A 19,184-nucleotide genomic window follows, 5' to 3' on the forward strand; every position below is an offset into this window, starting at 1 on the left:
GACCATGACGGTGTCCGTGCTGAACGGTGTCCACGACGTGAGCACCGAGCGGCGCCCGGTGCCCGTTCCCGGTACAGGGGAGGTCCTGGTCCGGGTACTCGCGGTGGGCACGTGCGGCTCCGACGTGCACTACTACGAGCACGGCCGGATCGGCGACTTCGTGGTGGAACGCCCACTCGTGCTCGGTCACGAGCCCAGCGGCGTCGTGGTGGCGAACGGGCCGGGCGCGACGCTGCACGAGCCGGGCACGCGCGTATCGCTCGAACCGGGGGTTCCGTGTTCGCGGTGCGCCGAGTGCCGCCTGGGCCGCTACAACCTGTGCCCGCACATGCGGTTCTTCGGCACACCGCCCGTCGACGGCGCGTTCCGCGAGTACGTCGTGCTGCGCGAGGAGTTCGCCTACCCGGTGCCCGACGCGCTGAGCGACGAGGCCGCCGGGCTGCTCGAACCGCTGTCGGTGGGCGTGTGGGCCTGCCGCAAGGCGCGTGTCGGCCCCGGCTCGCGGGTGCTCATCACGGGCGCGGGTCCGGTCGGCCTGGTCGCGACGCAGACCGCGCGGGCCTTCGGAGCCACGGAGGTGGTGGTCACCGACGTCAATGGCAAACGCTTGCGCCTGGCCGGAGAACTCGGCGCCACCGCGACCGTGGACGTCTCGGCGTCCTCGCTCGCCGAGTCCGGCTACGAGCCGGACGTGCTGCTGGAGTGCTCGGGCGTGCCCTCGGCGATCGGCCAGGCCATCCGGCTGGTCGGGCGCGCCGGCCGGGTCGTGCTGGTCGGCATGGGCGGTGACGAGATCCCGCTGCCGCTCGCGCACGTCCAGGGCTTCGAGATCGAGGTGACGGGCACGTTCCGCTACGCCAACACGTGGCCGACGGCGCTCGCGCTCGCCGCGGGCGGCGAGGTGGACCTCGACCGGCTCGTCACCCACCGTTTCGGCCTCGCCGAGGCTGAGCGGGCGCTGACCGTCGCGACCAGGGACGACAGCGTGATCAAGGCCGTGGTGCTGCCGCATGCCTAGGACGCGTCCGCCGGACGCCGCCGTGGAGCAGCGCAGGCAGTCGATCCTGCGCACGGTGATCGAGCTCGGCGAGGTGCGCATCGACGACCTCACCGCCCGCTTCGACGTGAGCCTCATGACCATGCACCGCGACCTCGACGATCTCGCCGAGCGCAAGCTGCTGCGCAAGCTGCGCGGGCGGGTCGCGGCATACCCGGCGCTGACGATGGAGACCGCCAAACGCTTTCGCGAGGGGCTGCACGTCGCGCACAAGGAGGCGCTGTGTGCGCTCGCGGCCGCCGAGGTGGCCGAAGGGCAGACGGTGTTCCTCGACGACTCGACCACGCTGTTCCCGCTCGCCCGCGTGCTCGCGCGGCTGGAGCGGCTCGTGGTGGTCACCAACTCGCTCGAGGTGGCCCGCATCGTCGGCGAGGCCGGGGGAGGCGAGGTGCTACTGCTCGGCGGGCGCTACACAGAGTTCGACTCGTGCATCGGCCCTGACACGCTCGCGGCGCTGCGCCGCCTGCGCGCGGATGTCGGCTTCGTGTCGGCGACAGCGGTGGCCTGCGGGCGGCTGTACCACCCGGTGCGGGAGTACGCCGAGCTGAAGGAGGTGGCGCTCGAGGTGGCCCAGCGCAACGTGCTGGTGGTCGACCATTCGAAGTTCGGCAGAACGGCCACGTACGCGTACGGCGACGCCGGCGCCTACGACGTGGTGCTCGTCGACGACGAGACACCGGCGGACGAGATCGAGGCACTGCGCGCGTTCGGCAACCGGGTGGCGGTCGCCCGCGTGCGCACCGACCAGGGAAGCTGACGGACATGAACAGCGAAAGGGAAGTTCTGGTCGCCGGGGTCGACTCCTCGACGCAGTCGACCAAGGTGATGGTCTGCGACGCGCGGACCGGCGCGGTCGTGCGCTCGGGCAGGGCGGAGCACCCGGAGACCACCGAGGTCGACCCCGCCGAGTGGTGGTCCGCGTTCACCTCGGCCACGGACGGGCTGCTCGACGGCGTGTCGGCGATCGGTGTGGCCGGCCAGCAGCACGGCATGGTGACGCTCGACGACGCGGGCGAGGTCGTGCGGCCGGCGCTGCTGTGGAACGACACGCGCTCCGGCAAGGCCGCCGCCGACCTCACCACCGAGCTCGGCGGCCCGCAGGCGTGGGCGGAGGCTGTCGGCTCGGTGCCCGTGGCGAGCTTCACGGTGACGAAGCTGCGCTGGATGGCCGAGCACGAGCCGGAGCTGGCCGACCGCGTCGCGCGCGTGCTGCTGCCGCACGACTGGCTCACCTGGCGGCTCGTTGGCGGCGACCCGGTGACCGACCGTGGGGACGCGTCGGGCACGGGCTACTTCTCGCCAGCCGAGAACGCCTACCGCACCGACCTGCTGGCGAAGGCGTTCGGCGGCCGGACGCCCGGGCTGCCGACGGTGCTCGGCCCCGCGCAGCCCGCGGGCCACACGCCGGATGGTGTGCTCGTGTCGGCGGGCACGGGCGACAACATGGCCGCCGCGCTCGCCCTGGAGGTCGGCGAGGGCGACGTCGTGGTGTCGCTCGGGACGAGCGGCACGGTCTTCGGGGTGAGCGAGACGCCCCCGGCCGACGCGAGCGGAACCGTCGCCGGCTTCGCCGACGCGACCGGGCGGTTCCTGCCGCTCGCCTGCACACTGAACGCCGCGCGGGTACTGACCGCGACGGCCCGGCTGCTCGATGTGGACCTCGCGGAGCTGGACCGGCTGGCGCTCGCCGCCGCACCGGGCGCGGACGGGCTCGCGTTGCTGCCCTACCTGGACGGTGAACGCACGCCGAACCTGCCCGAGGCCGCCGGATCGCTCCTGGGCCTGCGCAGGGCCAACATGACGCCGGAGAACCTGGCGCGCGCCGCCGTCGAGGGCATGCTGTGCGGGCTCGCCGCCGGGCTGGAAGCGGTGCGTGAGCACGGAATCACCGTGCGCCGGGTGCTGCTGACCGGTGGAGCCGCGCAGTCGGCGAGTGTGCGCGCGGTCGCGCCGATCGTGTTCGGAGTGCCCGTCGTGGTGCCCGAACCGGCCGAGCACGTGGCTCTCGGCGCCGCGAGGCAGGCCGCGTGGGCGCTGGCCGGTACGCCGGAACCGCCCGCGTGGGAGGGCGCTGACCAGGTACTGCGGCTCGACGAGCCGTCCGCTGCCGAGGCCGAGGCGGGGCAGCGGATCCGCGAGGAGCACCGGGCCGCGCGCGCTCGCGTGCACGATCTTTGAGGCCCTGTGGGAAAATTCTCGTGCCATGAACGTTGACCATTCGCCCCGCGCCGAGGTCGTGATCGACCTCGGCGCCATCCGCGACAACCTCGGACTGCTCGCCGCGCGGGCCGCCGCCTCCGGTGCTGAGACGATGGCGATCGTGAAGGCCGACGGCTACGGCCACGGCGCGCTGCCGGTGGCGAAGGCGGCCGTGCGGGCGGGGGCGACGTGGCTCGGCACGTGCTCGCTGGCCGAGGCGCTGGACCTGCGCGACGCCGGGATCACGACGCGGCTGTTCAGCTGGCTCGACACCCCGGACGTCGACTTCACGCCCGGTGTCGAGCGGGACGTCGACCTCTCGGTGAGCTCGCTCGCCGAGCTGGAACGGGTCGCGGCGGCCGCCGCACGCGCCGGCAAGCCCGCACGCGTGCACCTGAAGATCGACACGGGGCTCTCTCGCAACGGGTGCCCGCCCTACGCGTGGCCGGACCTCGTGAAGGCCGCGGCCGACGACCCCGGTATCGAGGTCGTGGCGATGTGGTCACACCTGGCGTGTGCCGACGAGCCGGGGCACCCTTCGATCGACGCGCAGGCCGAGCGGTTCGCCGACGCCCACGCGATCACCCGCGGTGTGGGCCTGGACCCGTTGCGGCACCTGGCGAACTCGGCCGCGACGCTCACTCGCCCGGACCTGCACTTCGACCTGGTGCGGCCCGGCATCGCGATGTACGGGCTGAACCCGGTGCCGCAGGGCGAGAAGCTCACGCCCGCGATGACGCTGCGGTCGAGTGTCGTGCTGACCAAACGGATCCAGGCCGGCGAGTCCGTCTCCTATGGACACACGTGGACGGCGTCGAGGGACACGACGCTCGCGCTCGTGCCCGTCGGCTACGCGGATGGTGTGCCGCGCACGCTGTCGGGCCGGATGAGCGTGTGGCTGGACGGCCGTCGGCATCCGGTCGCTGGCCGGGTGTGCATGGACCAGCTGGTGGTGGACTGCGGCGACCACGAGCCCGCGCTCGGCGCCGAGGTGGTGCTGTTCGGTTCGGGCGCTCATGGCGAGCCGACGGCCACGGAGTGGGCCGACACGATCGGCACGATCGACTACGAGATCGTCACCGGCATGTACCGGCCGAGGGTGCGGCGACGCTACCTCGGTGAGGACCACGGCTGATGTCGTCGCGGCCGTTGCGGGCGGACAACGAGGAGGAGGCCGAGGAACCGTTCGGTCGCCTCGCGCCCGGACGGGTGTCCACGGTGGCCGCGGACGACGGCTCACCGATCTCGGTGGAGGAGATCGAGCCGGAGGACGGCGGCAGGCCGAAGCTGACCGTGGTCGGCGTACACGGCTTCGCGCTCTCGCGGCAGAGCTGGCACTTCCAGCGGCGCGCGTTCACGGCCCTGCGCGTGCCGAGGGTGCGGCAGGTCTACTACGACCACCGCGGCCACGGGCAGTCGGCCGCCGCCGAGGCCGAGCACAGCACCATCGAGCAGCTCGCCGCCGACCTGCACGCCGTGCTGCGTGCGGTGGCGCCAGCCGAGCCGACCGTCCTGATGGGACACTCGATGGGCGGCATGGTGATCATGGAGCTGGCCCAGCAGGCCCCGGAGCTGTTCGCCGAGCGAGTGCGGGGCGTGGTGCTGATCGCGACCGCCGCGGGGGAGGTGGGCAGCCGTGGTCTGCCGCGCTCGCTGCTGTCGAAGTACAACCCGCTGACTCGGGGTGTCGGCGAGCTGGCGGGCTGGCAGCCGGGGCTCGTGGAGTTCGTGCGGGCTGCCGGTGGTCAGCTCACGCGGCACGCGGTGCGCAGGCTCGCGTTCGGCAGGCGTGACGTCGACTCGCGGCTGGTCGACTTCATGCTGGAGATGCTCGGCGTGTCGTCCGTGCGCCAGCTGGTGAACTTCGTCGACACGCTGGGCAGTCACAACCGTTACGCCGCGCTGGCGGGACTCAAGCACGTGCACGTGCTGGTGGTCGGCGGGGACGCGGACCGGCTGACGCCGTACTCGCACGCGGAACGGATGGCGGCGGAACTGCCGGACGCGCGGCTGGTGCGGGCCCGCGGCGCGGGGCACATGGTTCACCTGGAGCAACCGGACCTGGTGAACGATCACATCATCGAGTTGCTGAGGGTCTGTTCCGGTGCGGACCGGCAGCGGCTCGTGCGTAGGATCCGATGGTGGCGCAGATGAGCATGGAACTCCCCACGGCCGACGAGACGATCCACTTCGGACGTTCTCTGGGTCGCGTGTTGCGGGCGGGCGATCTCGTGCTGCTCGCGGGCCCGCTCGGGGCGGGCAAGACGACCATGACGAGGGGCATCGCGGAGGGCATGCGGGTGTCGGGGCGGGTCAGCTCGCCGACGTTCGTCCTGGCGAGGGTGCATCCGGCGGGTCCGGGCGGGGTGCCGCTCGTGCACGTCGACGCCTACCGGCTCGGCGGCGACCTCTCGCAGCTGGACGACCTGGACCTGGACACAGACCTCGAGGACGCCGCGGTGGTGGTCGAATGGGGTGAGGGCTTCGCGGAGCGGCTCTCGGAGGACTACCTTGTGGTGCGGCTCGACCGTCGCCCCGACGACGTGCGGACGGTAACGCTGGAACCACACGGCGCCTGGGCGGACCGCACTGATGAGCTGGCCTTCGCGGCGTAACCCGGGCGTGCCTGCCGCGGCGCCGGTGTCGCCGGTGTGCGGTTGGGGCGGCGGCCTGCCCGCAGTGAAGGCCACCATGCCTGCGTTGAACGCAGTGAAGGCCACCTTCACTGCATGGGCGACCGGCCGGACCCGGTGCCACGCCGCCTACACGACGTGAGGGCTCCGTTGGCGACGCACAGGGGCGCCCCTGATTTCACGTTACCGCGTGGGGGTGACAGTCCGGGGCTGAACGGCCTCGCGTGCGGCGCCACGGTTCCGTTCGTGTCGGCGGGGTCTCGGCCGTTGGTCCCGCCGTTGATGCGCGGGTTCCATTCGCGTCCCCGGTCAACCTCGCTACCGCGCGGGGCCGACGATGCCGCGGGCGATGCCCAGCTCGACGAGGTCCTGGGGACGCAGGCGGAGCTGGTCGGCGGTCGTCGGCACCTCCGGCTCCGCGCGCTTGAGGATCCTGGCGGCCGCCTCCGGCGAGGTCACCGAGAAGTAGCTGTCCGGCGTGACCCATGTCCGGCCCTCCGCGGCGAACGCGAGAGCTCCACCCGAGCCACCCTCGCCGATCACCAGTGTGGTCACCGGCACCCTGGCCGACGCGAGAGCCTCGAACATCTCCGCGATCGCCGGACCGATCCCCGCCCGCTCGGCATCGGCATCGTTCGCCGCGCCCGGCGTGTCCACGAGGGTCAGCACCGGAATGCCCAGCCGGTCCGCGAGCCGCACGAGCCGGGCCGCGGTGCGGAAGCCCGCCGGGCGCGTCGCCGTCCCGCACTGCGCCGCGTACGCGATCGTCGCGCCGTCGCGGTGCCCGAACCCGCACAGGACCCCGGAGTCCACCCCGCCGCAGCGGTCGCCGCTGATGTCCTCCCGCCACTCGAAGTAGTCGTCCACATAGGACTCCGCGCGGGGGCGGCTCGCCGCACGCGCCTGCTCCACCGCGGCCCAGCCCGTGTCCGGCAGGTCCGCGTCACCGAGGGCGCCTGGGGGCGCGGCCTCGGTCGCCGGGGTGGTCAGCAGCCGCAGCCACCGTTCGAGCTTCGTCCGCAGCCGCGCCGGGTCGATGATCTGGTCGACGTGGCCCGACGCGAACTGCCCCTCCGCCGTGTACGCGGCCGGGTCACCGGGCGGGCGCACCCGCGACCCGGCGAACCCGACCTGCGCGCCCGGCAGCGCGAGCGTCACGTCCGCGCCGGCGCCGAGCGTCGCCCAGCCACCACCCGTCGTCGGATCGCGCAGCACCGCGACTTGCGGCAACCCGGCCGCCCGCGTCAACGCCGATTCCCGCGCGATGCGCTGCAGCTGCGAAAGCGCCCGCATGCCCTCCTGCATCCGGCTGCCGCCGGTCGCGATCAGCGACACCACCGGAACGCCAAGCTCCCGCGCCCGCCCGAACGCGCGCTCCAGCCGCAGACCCGTGCGCCCGCCGAGCGAACCTCCCAGGTAGCCGAACTCGAACGCGATCAGCATCGCCTCGGTGTCGCCGACCTTGCCGACCCCGCACACCACCGATTCGCGCTCGCCGGTGCGTTCCGCCGCGCTCGCCCGCGCGCCGTCGTACCCGCGCCAGCCGATGGGGCCGTCGACACCGGTGTCGGTCACCTCGTCGGCGGGCAGCTCGGTGAATGCCGAGGCCACGGCGTCGATCGTCGCGCGCGCGGAGTCAGGCATTGAGGGCCCGCTTCATCACCTTGCCCATGTCATTGCGCGGCAACGCGGTCAGGAACCGCACCGCGCGCGGGCGCTTGTGGGGCGTGAGCAACCGCGCCACATGATCGGCGAGCTGCTGCTCCGACGGCGGCTCGCCGCTGGGCACGACCCACGCCACGATGCGCTCGCCGAGGTCGTCATCCGGCTCTCCTGTCACCGCCACCTCGGACACGGCGGGGTGCTCCAGCAGCGCATTCTCGATCTCCCCTGCGCCGATCTTGTAGCCGCCGCTCTTGATGATGTCAGTGGCCTTGCGGCCGACGATGCGGATGTAGCCGTCGGCGTCGCGTGTCGCCATGTCGCCCGTGCGGAACCAGCCTCCCCCGCCGGTGAACGCCTCCGCCGTCGCATCCGGCCGGTTCAGGTACTCGGTGAACAGGTTCGGGCCACGCACCTGGATCTCGCCGACCGTCTCGCCGTCGCTGGTCTCGATCGGCGCACCGGCCTCGTCGACCAGCCGCAGCTCGACGCCCCGCAGCGGGACGCCCACCGTGCCGGGTTTGCGTTCGCCGTCCGCGCGGACGCTGGTGTTCATGAGCGTCTCGGACATCCCGTAGCGCTCAACCACCTGCTGGCCGGTGGCCGCCGTGATCTGCTGGTGGTCGTGCACCGGTAACGCGGCCGACCCCGATACCAGCAGGCGGGCGCCGCGCAGCGCCTCGGCGAGGCGCGGGTTGCCGCCGACCTCCGTGGCGATCCGGTGGTACATCGTGGGAACGCCGAACATCATCGTGCCGTCCTCGGCCAGTGCCGCCGCGATCCCGTCGGTTGAGAACTTGCCGAGGTGCCGCACCGAGCCGCCGCGCCGCAGCGGCCCGAGAATGCCGAGGATGAGCCCGTGCACGTGGAACAGCGGCAACGCGTGCACGAGCACGTCGTCGGCACTCCACTGCCAGGCGTCTTCCAGCGCGTCGAGCGTGCTGGCGATGGCCCTTCGCGGCAGCACGACGCCCTTCGGTGGGCCGGTGGTGCCGGAGGTGTAGACGATCAGCGCGGGAGCCTCGTCGTCCGGCTCCGGCGGCAGCTCGCCGGCGGAGCCGGTGAGCGTGACATCCTCGCGGGGCACGTCGCGCAGCCCCTCGGGCAACTCGACGCCCGGCTCCGCGAGCACGAGCGCGGGCTCGCTGTCGGACACGATGTGCGCGAGCTCTCGCTCCCCGAGCTTGGGATTGAGCGGCACCGCGGGCACACCGGCGGCGAGCGCGGCGACCACGGCGACGCTCGTCTCCATGCTGGACGTGGCCCACACCGCGATCCTGGAAAGGCCACGCAACCGCTGCGCGAGCGAACCGGCCACGCCGGCCAGCTCGGCGTAGGTGAGCGACTTCTCTCCGAAGCGAAGCGCCGCCTTGTCCGGTGTCGTGTGCAGCGAGGGAAAGAGCACAGTCACGCGATCTCCTTCTTCGATCACTGGGTCACCCGGAGCCGGGCGCGATCAGCACAAGCCACCCGGCGAGCGGTGCCACCGCGACAATGATGCCTCCGTACACCAGGAGCTGCCGGGAGAATCCATCCTGGTCCAGGTCCTCGCTCGCTTCGCCGGCATTGGTGGCTCGTGCGCTGGTCGCTCAGTGGGCTAGTGGCTCGGTGGTCTAATGGCTCAGTGGCCTAGTGGACAAGTGGCTAGACCACTTTGCGGCGGGCTGGCGGTCGATGTCAAGGCCCGAAGTGATCGTGGCTCAGTGGATCAGTGGCAGAGTGGCATAGTGGCTGAGCCACTCCGAACGGCTCCCGGGCTGTTACGCTCCCGAGCACGGCTGGTCAGCGCGATCGAAGGGGGCCCGCGTGCCTGATGCCCTGCGGCCCATGGCCCGCACCCGGCTGTATGAGCAGGTGCTGGAGCGGCTGCGTGAGTACGTGGTGAGCGCCGGGCTCAGCGCGGGCGACAAGCTGCCCGCCGAGCGCGAGCTGGCCCAGCGGCTGGGCGTGAGCCGGGCGTCGGTCAAGCAGGCGATCGTGGTGCTGGAGGTGCAGGGACTCGTCGAGGCTCGCCACGGCGGAGGCACGTACCTGGTCAGGGACACACTCGACGTGGAGCCGGTCGAGCAGCTCGTCGAGCGCCGCAAGCGCCTGCCGGATGTGCTCGAGGCCAGGGAGGCACTCGAGACGAAGCTCGCCGAGCTCGCGGCCGAGCGGCGCACCAAGGCCGACCTCGACGCGCTCGAGGCCGCGCTCGACTACATGCGCGGGGAGATCGCCGAGGGCGGGCACGGCGTGGAGGGTGACCGCCGGTTCCACGCCGCCGTCACAGCCGCCGCCCACAGCTCGATGCTCGCCGAGTTCATGCGCTCCATCGCCGACCAGATCACCGAGAGCCGTACCGAGTCGCTCCGGCAGCCCGGCAGGCCGTCCCGCTCGCTGAGCCAGCATCTGGCCATCTTCGACGCCATCAGCAGGGGCGACGCCAGTAAGGCCGCGACCGCCATGCGCAGGCACCTGCGCACCGTCGCCAAGGTTCGCCTGCTGGCCTGGAACCCCGACGACGACGCGGAGTGAGGTCAGCGCAGTGCGGGTGAAGGCCAGCCTGCCTGCGTGGAATCGGGGCACAGCGGCGCGGAACGCCTCCGTGTGGCTGTTGGGGCGACGGGTGGGCGCGGTGAAGGTGGCCTTCGCCGCGGTGCGTCCGGGCGTCAGCCCGTGACCGTCAGCTGTACATCGGCCGCGTGACCGCCGCCGCAGCGCAGCACCACGGGATACGTGCCCGGCGCGGCATCGGTGCGGATCCGAGCGTGACCGGAGCCCACGCCGCCCACGTGCTCCGTGAGCACGGCGACCCCGCCATTGCCCGTGTACGGGCCGTCGTGGCCGGTCGCGGTGAAGGCGGGGGAGCCGACGTGGTTGATGCCCTCCGCGAGAGGGCATCTCGCGGTCACGTGGACGACCTCACCAGGGGATACGGTCGATTTGTCGACAAACAACACGGAGCTGGCGGCAGCGGGCGCGGTGACCAGCGTGCAGGCGAGCGCGGCCACGGGCACGCTCAGCGCGAGACGGAGGATCTTCATCGCCACCCCAGACGCGTGGCCACGGCCCAGGTTGTGCTCGTGACCCGATCGGCTGGTCGTACGCTCGAAGGGTGCTAGTACTCGCCATCGACACCGCCACGCCCGCCGTCACCGCCGGTGTCGTCTCCGTGGACCGCGAGAGCGGGGCCACCCGCCTGCTCGCCGAGCGCGTCACCCTCGACGCCCGCGCCCACGGCGAGCTGCTCACCCCGCACGTCCGCGACGCCGTCGCCGAGGCCCGCCACACCCTGCGTGACCTCGACGCCATCGCCTGTGGAGTCGGCCCCGGCCCCTACACGGGCCTGCGCGCCGGCATGGTCACCGCGGCCGCGCTCGCCCACAGCCTCGGCATCCCGGCCTACCCGGTGTGCACCCTCGACGCCATCGCCGAGGACGCGGAGCGCGGCGAACCCTTCCGCGTGCTGACCGACGCGCGGCGCAAGGAGGTCTACTGGGCCGACTACGACGCCGAGGGTCACCGGGTCGACGGCCCGCACGTCGACAAGCCCGCCGACCTCCACCCCGCGGGGCGCGTGCTCGACCACCCGCGGCCCACTCCGCTCGGCCTCGTCGGCGCCGCGAAGGCCGCCCTGCTGAGCGGGCAGACCCCGGGCCCGCTCACGCCGCTCTACCTGCGCAGGCCGGACGCCGCCGAGCCGGGCACGCGGAAACGGGTGACCACGTCGTGAGACTGGAACCGATGCGCCGCAGGCACATCCGCCGCTGCGTCGAGATCGAGAAGATCCTCTTCTCCGGCGACAGCCCGTGGAGTGCCGGAGCCTTCCACGCCGAGTTGGACGCGGGCGGCTACTACCTCGTCGCGCTCGACGACGACGGCGAGGTGGCCGGGTACGCCGGCCTGGCGCTCCTCGGCAGGCCGGGCGACTGGGAGACCAGCGTGCACACCATCGGCGTGCTGCCGAGCCACCAGAGCAGGGGCATCGGCACAGCCCTGCTCGAAGCGCTGCTCACCCGCGCCGACGAGCTGGCCGCGCCCGTTTTCCTCGAGGTCCGAACCGACAACGACAGCGCCATCAGGCTCTACGAGAAGCACGGCTTCAGCCGCGTCGGCCTGCGCAAGCGCTACTACCAGCCATCCGGAGCCGACGCCTACACGATGACGCGTCCGGCCCGGCGAGCACAGGAGGTGGCCCGCTGATGTCCCGCATCGTCATGGGCATCGAGAGTTCGTGCGACGAGACCGGCGTCGGACTGGTTCGCCTGCACGACGACGGCACAGTGGAGCTCCTCGCCGACGAGGTCGCCTCCAGCGTCGAGCAGCACGCGCGCTTCGGGGGAGTCGTGCCCGAGGTCGCCAGCAGGGCGCACCTGGAAGCCATGGTGCCCACCGCCAAGCGCGCGTTCGAGACCGCGGGCCTCGAGCTGTCCGATGTGGACGCCATTGCCGTCACCGCGGGGCCGGGCCTTGCCGGTGCCCTGCTCGTCGGCGTCTCGGCGGCCAAGGCCTACGCCGCCGCGCTCGACGTGCCCCTCTACGGCGTCAACCACCTCGCGGGACACATCGCCGTCGACACCCTCCAGCACGGGCCGCTGCCAGCGCCGTGCCTCGCGCTGCTCGTCTCCGGCGGGCACACACAGCTGCTGCGCGTCGACGACATCGCGGGCAAGATCACCGAGATCGGCTCCACAGTGGACGATGCGGCGGGAGAGGCGTACGACAAGGTCGCCCGGCTGCTCGACCTGCCCTACCCCGGCGGGCCGCCGATCGACAAGGCCGCCAAGAACGGGAACCCGCAGGCGATCGCGTTCCCCCGCGGCATGACGGGCCCGCGCGACGCCCCGTTCGACTTCTCGTTCTCCGGCCTCAAAACCGCTGTCGCGCGGTGGGTCGAGGCGGCCGAACGGCGCGGCGAGCCCATCCCGGTCGACGATGTCGCGGCGTCGTTCCAGGAGGCCGTTGCCGACGTGCTGACCGCCAAGGCCGTGCGCGCGGCCACCGAGTCGGGCATCGGCACGCTCGTGATCTCCGGCGGGGTGGCCGCCAACTCCCGGCTGTCCTCGCTGGCCGCCGAGCGGTGCGAGGCGGCGGGTATCGAGCTGCGAGTGCCGAGGCCACGGCTGTGCACCGACAACGGTGCGATGATCGCGGCGCTCGGCGCCCACGTCGTGGCCGCCGGGTGCACGCCGAGCTCGCTCGATTTCTCGGCCAACCCGGCGCTGCCCGTCAGCACCGTCTCGATCTAGGAGTGTGCTGAACAACCCCGCCCGCAGCGAGCGGCGATCCAGGCTGCGGTGTCCTTGCGGGACACCCGCAAACCCGAGGTCCTTGCGGGACACCCGCCACCCGAGCTCGGCAAGGCGGAGGGAAGCCCTCGTACCGGGTCGTACTCGGGCTTTCCGGCAACGCGGCGAGGCGCCGTCTGGACGTCGCGCAGCAGGGCAGCGGTTGTTCAGCGCGCTCCTATCGCCGGCCCGGTATCCGCACGCGGTGGCAGTTGTCACACGGTCTTCGCGTCCTCCGATCCTGGTCCTTATGAGACCGTTTTGGGAGGTTGTCGCTGTTCGCGAGAAGAGGAGCACCGCGTGCCGGGTCTGGACGAGAAGCTGGGTGAGATCTACGCCGAGGTCGTGCGGCGCAACCCGGGCGAGGCCGAGTTCCACCAGGCCGTGCACGAAGTACTCGACTCCCTCGGACCGGTGGTCGCCAAGCATCCGGAGTACGCGGACAGCGCGGTGATCCGGCGGTTGTGTGAGCCGGAGCGGCAGGTCATCTTCCGTGTGCCGTGGGTCGACGACAACGGCGCCGTGCAGATCAACCGCGGGTTCCGGGTGGAGTTCAACTCCGCGCTCGGCCCGTACAAGGGTGGCCTGCGTTTCCACCCGAGTGTCTACCTGGGCATCGTGAAGTTCCTCGGTTTCGAGCAGATCTTCAAGAACGCGCTCACCGGGCTGCCGATCGGTGGCGGCAAGGGCGGTTCGGACTTCGATCCGAAGGGCCGCTCCGACGGTGAGATCATGCGGTTCTGTCAGGCACTCATGACCGAGCTGTACCGGCACATCGGCGAATACACCGACGTGCCTGCGGGCGACATCGGGGTCGGTGGCCGGGAGATCGGCTACCTGTTCGGCCAGTACAAACGGATCACCAACCGGTACGAGTCCGGCGTACTGACCGGCAAGGGCCTGGCCTGGGGCGGTTCACAGGTGCGTACCGAGGCCACTGGCTACGGCACCGTGTTCTTCGTCGATGAGATCCTCAAGGCCCGCGGCGACTCCTTCGAGGGCAAGCAGGTCGTCGTATCCGGATCGGGCAACGTGGCCATCTACGCCATCGAGAAGGTCCAGCAGCTCGGTGGCACCGTCGTCGCCTGCTCGGACTCCGGGGGGTACGTGGTCGACGAGAAGGGCATCGACCTCGACCTGCTCAAGGAGATCAAGCAGGTGCGCCGCGCACGGATCCACACCTACCCGGAGGAACGCGGCGGCGTCGCCCGGTACGTCGCCGGCCGCCCCGTCTGGGAGGTTCCCTGCGGCATCGCCCTCCCGTGCGCCACGCAGAACGAGCTGAACGGTGCCGACGCCGCCACGCTCGTCGCGAACGGATGCACCATCGTCGCCGAGGGCGCGAACATGCCCTGCACGCCCGAGGCCGTCCGGCTGTTCACCGAGGCGGGCGTGATCTTCGCCCCCGGCAAGGCCGCCAACGCCGGTGGCGTGGCGACCAGCGCACTGGAGATGCAGCAGAACGCCTCCCGCGACACCTGGACCTTCGACCACACCGAACAACGCCTGGCGGACATCATTCACGGCATCCACGACCGCTGCCTCGCCACCGCCGAGGAGTACGGCGCCCCTGGCAACTACGTCACCGGCGCCAACATCGCCGGCTTCACCCAGGTAGCGGACGCGATGCTCGCCCTCGGCATCATCTGAGGGCAGCTGAGGACATCCGAGGGCCAGGCGCATCCTCCCTCGACGCCGGGCGAGAGTCAGGCCGAGTCGGTGCCCGACCCGGCCCGACCATCGTCGATGCCCATCCGCAACCAACGTCCAGCTGATCCAGGCCGTGTCTGACGATCCGCTGCCGTGCGAGCGGGGACCAGCGTGGTGCCTCGCCAGGCGGAGGAAGGCCCTCGCAGGCGGACCGCCTTCCGCCGACGCCTGCCCCGGGCGCGGGTGTCCCGCACGAACCGAGCGCCGCGCTGGCCCCGCGCAGCCGGCAACGGGATTGTCAGACGCGGCCTAACGGGGCGTGACCTCGGTCAGTCCGGGGTTGCGGTCGGCGATCACGAACGACGCCCGCGTGCGCGCGGGATGCCCGGGCTCGGTGACCTTGTCGAGCACGCGGAAGTCGGCCCTGAACTCGTCGCGGGTGATCTTCGTGCGCACGTAGCCGCGCTGGTTGTTGCGGAACTTGATGTGCGGGTTGAGCTTGAGGTTGTTGTCGTCGTTCGGGTCCGAGTCGGCCCCGTTGCCGCCCGAGGTGATCGACGTGGTCACCAGTTCGGTGCCCACCACCTCGCTGTCCGGGTCGGCGTAGTTCGCCTTGAGCTCGTTCGCCCAGTGGGTGTGCACGTCGCCCGTGAGCACCACCGGGTTGCGCACTCCCGCGTCGAGCCAGCCCTCGGTGATCCGCTCCTGTGAACCCCGGTAGCCGTCCCACGAGTCCATGCTCGTCGCGCCGGACGCGTTGACGCGGCGGGCGAAGAACACCTGCTGGCCCAGCACGTCCCAGCGCGCCCGCGAGCGGCGGAACTGCTCGATCAGCCAGGCCTCCTGCTCGTCGCCCGTCAGCGTGCGGGCCGGGTCGGCGGCGTCCGCGCACACCTTCCAGCCGTCGTCGCACGCCTGGTCGTCGCGGTACTGGCGGGTGTCGAGCATGTGGAAGTTCGCGAGCGCGCCCCAGCGGACCGTCCGGTAGAGCCGCATGTGCGAGCCGCTGGGCTTGCTCCGCCTGCGCAGCGGCATGTTCTCGTAGAGGGCGCGGAACGCGTTGGCGCGGCGCTCGATGAAGTTCGGCTGGGGGATCTCCGGCTTCTCGTAGACGTCGCCTGCCCAGTTGTTGTCCACCTCGTGGTCGTCGGGCACCACGAGCCACGGCGCGACGGCGTGCGCGGCCTGGAGGTCGGCGTCGGTGCGGTACTGCGCGTGCCGCTGCCGGTAGTTGGCGAGCGTCTCGGTCTCCGGGCCGGAGTGGTCCCGCACGTTGCCGGTGGGGGAGACGTAGCTGTCGGCCTTGTACTCGTAGATGTAGTCGCCGAGGTGCAGCACGAGGTCCGGCTCGTCGGCGGCGAGGTGGTGATAGGCAGTGAAGTAGCCGTGCTCGTACTGCGAGCACGACGCGAAGCTCATCGCGAGCCCGGAGCCGACCACGCCGAACGCCGGGGCGGTGCGGGTGCGTCCGGCGGGGGAGAGGTGCCTGCCCGTGCGGAAGCGGTAGAAGTACTCCGTGCCGGGCGCGAGCCCCGCGACCTCCGCGTGTACGGCGTACCCCGCGTCGGCGTCGGTCCGCTCGCGGCCGCGCCGCACGATCCGGCTGAAGCGCTCGTCCCGCGCGATCTCCCACTCGACCTCGACGGTGCCGCGCATGCCGCCCAGGCCGTCCTCGGCCAGCGGGTTCGGGGCGAGCCGGGTCCACAGGACCACGCTGTACGGGTCGGGGTCGCCCGAGGCGACGCCGAGGGTGAACACCTCGCCGGTGCTCGGGTTGCCCGCTCCCTGCGCCGCCGACGCGGTCAGCGGCAGCGCCGTTCCGACCGCGGCGGCCGCGCCGAGCGCGGCACCCGAGGCGAGCACGGTTCGGCGGGACGGCGTGAGCGGGCTGTTCTCACCGGAAAAAGGCACGGGGCACTCCCAACGTGGTGGCCGGACGGTCAGAGCCAGCACAGCCTGCATTCCGGGTATGGCCGGATTTCACCGATCGGGTGATCATCCGGTGAATGTTCGGTGCGCGGCGGTGTGACCCGTTCTGGCCGACCGGGTGCGCCACCACCTGGGACCCTGGTTGCGCGGCTAGCACTCCGCTAGCTAGAGTGCTAATCGCACGGCACCAAACACGCCCCGGCACCCGCGACGGCGGGGGTGGTAGGAGCCGTACCCAACTAGGTACCTGCCAACGCTTTCGACGACCCGTGGAGGTCAACCCGGTGAGCGTGAACATCAAGCCGCTCGAGGACAAGATCGTTGTCCAGACGAGCGAGGCCGAGGAGACGACTGCCTCCGGTCTCGTCATCCCCGACACCGCTAAGGAAAAGCCCCAGGAGGGCAAGGTTCTGGCCGTGGGCCCGGGCCGCGTGGACGACAAGGGCAACCGCATCCCTGTGGATGTCAAGGAAGGCGACGTCGTCATCTACTCCAAGTACGGCGGCACCGAGGTCAAGTACAACGGCGAGGACTACTTGATCCTGTCCGCCCGCGATGTGCTGGCCGTCATCAACTGACGACCCGCGTATGCGATAACGCCCCGGGCCCCGCGCAAGCCGGGGGCCGGGGCGTTTCGCGTGCCTGGAGAGAGGTACATCATCAATGCCTAAGCAGATCAACTTCGACGAGGACGCTCGCCGCGCCCTCGAGCGCGGGGTGGACAAGCTCGCCAACGCGGTGAAGGTGACCCTCGGCCCGCGCGGCAGGCACGTCGTTCTCGACAAGAAGTTCGGCGGCCCCACGATCACGCTGGACGGCGTCACCGTCGCCCGCGAGATCGAGCTCGAGGACCCGTTCGAGAACCTCGGCGCACAGCTCGCCAAGAGCGTCGCCACCAAGACCAACGACGTCGCCGGTGACGGCACCACCACTGCAACCGTGCTGGCGCAGGCGCTGGTGAAGGTCGGCCTGCGCAACGTGGCCGCCGGCGCCAACCCGACCGCGCTCGGCAGGGGCATCGAGGCGGCCGCGGACAAGGTCATCGAGGCACTCAAGGCCAAGGCGACCCCCGTGAAGGGCCGCGACAACATCGCCCAGGTCGGCACCGTCACCTCCCGGGACGCCAACATCGGCGCCCTGCTCGGTGAGGCCGTCGAGAAGGTCGGCGAGGACGGCGTGATCACCGTGGAGGAGTCCTCCACGCTGGCCACCGAGCTCCAGATCACCGAGGGCGTGCAGTTCGACAAGGGCTACCTCTCGGCGCACTTCGCGACCAACCCGGAGGAGCAGCGGGCGATCCTCGAGGACGCCTTCGTGCTGCTGCACCGGGAGAAGATCTCGGCGCTGGCCGACCTGCTCCCGCTGCTGGAGAAGGTCGCGGAGGCCAAGAAGCCGCTGCTGATCATCGCGGAGGACGTCGAGGGTGAGGCGCTGTCCACCCTCGTGGTGAACTCGCTGCGCAAGACGATCACCGCGGTGGCCGTGAAGGCTCCGTTCTTCGGCGACCGCCGCAAGGCGTTCCTCGACGACCTCGCCGTCGTCACGGGCGCCAAGGTGATCTCCGCCGAGGTGGGCCTGAAGCTGTCCGAGTCCGGTCTCGACGTGCTGGGCAAGGCACGGCGCATCGAGGTCACCAAGGACACCACCACGATCGTCGACGGTGCGGGCACCAAGGACGACGTCCAGGCGCGGATCGCGCAGATCCGCAAGGAGATCGAGACCACCGACTCCGACTGGGACCGCGAGAAGCTGCAGGAGCGGCTCGCGAAGCTCGGCGGCGGTGTCGCGGTGATCAAGGTCGGCGCGGCCACCGAGACCGAGCTGAACGAGCGCAAGCACCGCATCGAGGACGCCGTGGCGTCGACCAAGGCGGCCGTCGAGGAGGGCATCGTGCCCGGCGGTGGCACGGCGCTCGCCCACGTGGCCAAGGAGCTGACCTCCCTGGAGGCCGAGCTCTCCGGCGACGAGGCGATTGGCGTGAAGATCGTGCGGGAGGCGCTGACCGCCCCGCTGTACTGGATCGCCAGCAACGCGGGCCACGAGGGCGCTGTCACCGTGGTCAAGGTCCAGGATCTCGAGTGGGGCCACGGCCTCAACGCGGCCACCGGCGAGCTGACCGACCTGCTCGCGGGCGGCATCGTCGACCCGGTGAAGGTCACCCGCTCCGCGGTGGCCAACGCGGCGTCGATCGCACGCCTGGTGCTCACCACGGAGAGCTCCGTGGTGGACAAGCCGGAACCGGCCGACGACAACGCCGGCCACGGTCACGGCCACGCGCACTAGTCACGCGTAGAACAGAAACAGAACGGGGCGGCACTCCAATCGGAATGCCGCCCCGTTCGTTTCTTCCCCTGCCTCGGTCAGTTGCCGGTGAGCGCCAGTGAGCGCTTCTGCGATTTGATGATGTTCTCGCGTTCCGATTCGGACAGTCCGCCCCAGATGCCGTATGGCTCGTGCACCGCGAGCGCGTGCTCGCGGCACATCCGCAGCACCGGGCAGGAATGGCAAATGGCCTTCGCCCTTGCCTCCCGCCGAGCCCTCGCCGGGCCCCGTTCACCGTCCGGATGGAAGAAGGAACCGCTGTCCATCCCCCTGCATGACCCCTCGAGTTGCCAGTCCCAAACGTCGGCGTTCGGGCCAGGGAGCCTGCGCGTGTCTGCCATCGTGACCGCCTCCGGTATCCGGCCCCACGCGGCCGGATTCTGCAGTTGTACTTGTGCGACTACTCCATTTGGTGCAACCGGGCGTAACGTTAGAAGCGCGCCAATACTTGTTCAAGGGGTT

General features: G+C 71.3%; 18 protein-coding genes. 13 read left to right on the forward strand and 5 right to left on the reverse strand.

Translation table 11 applies throughout. From position 1 onward, the window contains the following. Positions 1-4 precede the first annotated feature (4 nt). From FCN18_RS23140 to tsaE, 6 genes are read left to right on the forward strand one after another with little or no spacing between them, the layout of a single operon-like run. On the forward strand, positions 5-1,018 hold the full coding sequence (locus FCN18_RS23140) for an NAD(P)-dependent alcohol dehydrogenase (protein ID WP_137096095.1): 1,014 nt from the start codon (positions 5-7) through the stop codon (positions 1,016-1,018). Then, entirely contained in the window at positions 1,011-1,814 is an 804-nt protein-coding gene (locus tag FCN18_RS23145; protein ID WP_137096076.1) for a DeoR/GlpR family DNA-binding transcription regulator, read from the forward strand. The genes FCN18_RS23140 and FCN18_RS23145 overlap by 8 nt, the downstream gene beginning before the upstream one ends. Positions 1,815-1,819: 5 nt before the next feature. Further along, positions 1,820-3,235, forward strand: coding sequence for a xylulokinase (gene xylB, locus FCN18_RS23150; RefSeq protein ID WP_113642969.1), 1,416 nt, complete (start codon positions 1,820-1,822; stop codon positions 3,233-3,235). A gap of 25 nt (positions 3,236-3,260) precedes the next feature. Next, a complete protein-coding gene (alr, locus tag FCN18_RS23155; protein ID WP_112276923.1) occupies positions 3,261-4,391 on the forward strand; it encodes an alanine racemase in 1,131 nt (376 codons plus the stop codon). Continuing rightward, positions 4,391-5,410 (forward strand): alpha/beta fold hydrolase, encoded by a 1,020-nt coding sequence (locus tag FCN18_RS23160; RefSeq protein ID WP_137096077.1) that lies wholly within the window; start codon positions 4,391-4,393, stop codon positions 5,408-5,410. The genes alr and FCN18_RS23160 overlap by 1 nt, the downstream gene beginning before the upstream one ends. Beyond that, positions 5,407-5,871 carry a tRNA (adenosine(37)-N6)-threonylcarbamoyltransferase complex ATPase subunit type 1 TsaE gene (gene tsaE, locus FCN18_RS23165; protein WP_170200585.1) on the forward strand — a complete coding sequence of 155 codons (465 nt, stop codon included), beginning with the start codon at positions 5,407-5,409 and terminating at the stop codon, positions 5,869-5,871. The genes FCN18_RS23160 and tsaE overlap by 4 nt, the downstream gene beginning before the upstream one ends. 336 nt (positions 5,872-6,207) lie before the next feature. Here the strand turns inward: tsaE and FCN18_RS23170 are convergent, their stop codons facing one another. Further along, on the reverse strand, positions 6,208-7,533 hold the full coding sequence (locus FCN18_RS23170) for a carboxyl transferase domain-containing protein (protein WP_137096078.1): 1,326 nt from the start codon (positions 7,531-7,533) through the stop codon (positions 6,208-6,210). Continuing rightward, positions 7,526-8,956 carry an acyl-CoA synthetase gene (locus FCN18_RS23175; RefSeq protein ID WP_112277117.1) on the reverse strand — a complete coding sequence of 477 codons (1,431 nt, stop codon included), beginning with the start codon at positions 8,954-8,956 and terminating at the stop codon, positions 7,526-7,528. Before FCN18_RS23175 ends, FCN18_RS23170 begins: the two co-directional genes overlap by 8 nt. A 401-nt stretch (positions 8,957-9,357) precedes the next feature. On the opposite strand from FCN18_RS23175, the gene FCN18_RS23180 reads away from it, so the two are divergent. Continuing rightward, the gene (locus tag FCN18_RS23180; RefSeq protein WP_137096079.1) at positions 9,358-10,068 is read left to right on the forward strand and encodes a FadR/GntR family transcriptional regulator; all 711 of its coding nucleotides are present in this window, start codon (positions 9,358-9,360) and stop codon (positions 10,066-10,068) included. A gap of 134 nt (positions 10,069-10,202) precedes the next feature. Here the strand turns inward: FCN18_RS23180 and FCN18_RS23185 are convergent, their stop codons facing one another. Continuing rightward, positions 10,203-10,577: a hypothetical protein gene (locus FCN18_RS23185; protein WP_137096080.1), complete on the reverse strand. Its 375-nt coding sequence runs from the start codon at positions 10,575-10,577 to the stop codon at positions 10,203-10,205. Positions 10,578-10,648: 71 nt separating this feature from the next. Between FCN18_RS23185 and tsaB the strand changes: the two genes are divergently transcribed. The 4 genes from tsaB to gdhA all read left to right on the forward strand — a co-directional run bounded on the left by tsaB (position 10,649) and on the right by gdhA (position 14,471). Further along, on the forward strand, positions 10,649-11,266 hold the full coding sequence (tsaB, locus tag FCN18_RS23190; RefSeq protein ID WP_113640971.1) for a tRNA (adenosine(37)-N6)-threonylcarbamoyltransferase complex dimerization subunit type 1 TsaB: 618 nt from the start codon (positions 10,649-10,651) through the stop codon (positions 11,264-11,266). Beyond that, positions 11,263-11,736 (forward strand): ribosomal protein S18-alanine N-acetyltransferase, encoded by a 474-nt coding sequence (gene rimI / locus FCN18_RS23195; RefSeq protein ID WP_113640972.1) that lies wholly within the window; start codon positions 11,263-11,265, stop codon positions 11,734-11,736. The genes tsaB and rimI overlap by 4 nt, the downstream gene beginning before the upstream one ends. Beyond that, positions 11,736-12,782 carry a tRNA (adenosine(37)-N6)-threonylcarbamoyltransferase complex transferase subunit TsaD gene (gene tsaD / locus FCN18_RS23200; protein WP_113640973.1) on the forward strand — a complete coding sequence of 349 codons (1,047 nt, stop codon included), beginning with the start codon at positions 11,736-11,738 and terminating at the stop codon, positions 12,780-12,782. Before rimI ends, tsaD begins: the two co-directional genes overlap by 1 nt. 348 nt (positions 12,783-13,130) lie before the next feature. Continuing rightward, positions 13,131-14,471, forward strand: a complete 1,341-nt coding sequence (gene gdhA, locus FCN18_RS23205) for an NADP-specific glutamate dehydrogenase (protein WP_456107167.1) — start codon at positions 13,131-13,133, stop codon at positions 14,469-14,471. Between the two features lie 309 nt (positions 14,472-14,780). Here the strand turns inward: gdhA and FCN18_RS23210 are convergent, their stop codons facing one another. Continuing rightward, positions 14,781-16,382 carry an alkaline phosphatase D family protein gene (locus tag FCN18_RS23210; protein ID WP_228714092.1) on the reverse strand — a complete coding sequence of 534 codons (1,602 nt, stop codon included), beginning with the start codon at positions 16,380-16,382 and terminating at the stop codon, positions 14,781-14,783. A 302-nt stretch (positions 16,383-16,684) separates the two neighbouring features. Here FCN18_RS23210 and groES point away from each other — a divergent pair, with 302 nt between their 5' ends. Together groES and groL are read left to right on the forward strand one after the other, a co-directional pair. Beyond that, on the forward strand, positions 16,685-16,978 hold the full coding sequence (groES, locus tag FCN18_RS23215; protein WP_110335040.1) for a co-chaperone GroES: 294 nt from the start codon (positions 16,685-16,687) through the stop codon (positions 16,976-16,978). An 85-nt stretch (positions 16,979-17,063) separates the two neighbouring features. Next, positions 17,064-18,683: a chaperonin GroEL gene (gene groL, locus FCN18_RS23220; RefSeq protein WP_112276944.1), complete on the forward strand. Its 1,620-nt coding sequence runs from the start codon at positions 17,064-17,066 to the stop codon at positions 18,681-18,683. Between the two features lie 77 nt (positions 18,684-18,760). Here groL and FCN18_RS23225 read toward each other — a convergent pair whose 3' ends face one another. Beyond that, the gene (locus FCN18_RS23225; RefSeq protein WP_110334884.1) at positions 18,761-19,063 is read right to left on the reverse strand and encodes a WhiB family transcriptional regulator; all 303 of its coding nucleotides are present in this window, start codon (positions 19,061-19,063) and stop codon (positions 18,761-18,763) included. Between the last annotated feature and the right edge of the window lie 121 nt (positions 19,064-19,184).

This window comes from Prauserella endophytica, assembly GCF_005146945.1.
Lineage (GTDB): Bacteria > Actinomycetota > Actinomycetes > Mycobacteriales > Pseudonocardiaceae > Prauserella_A > Prauserella_A endophytica.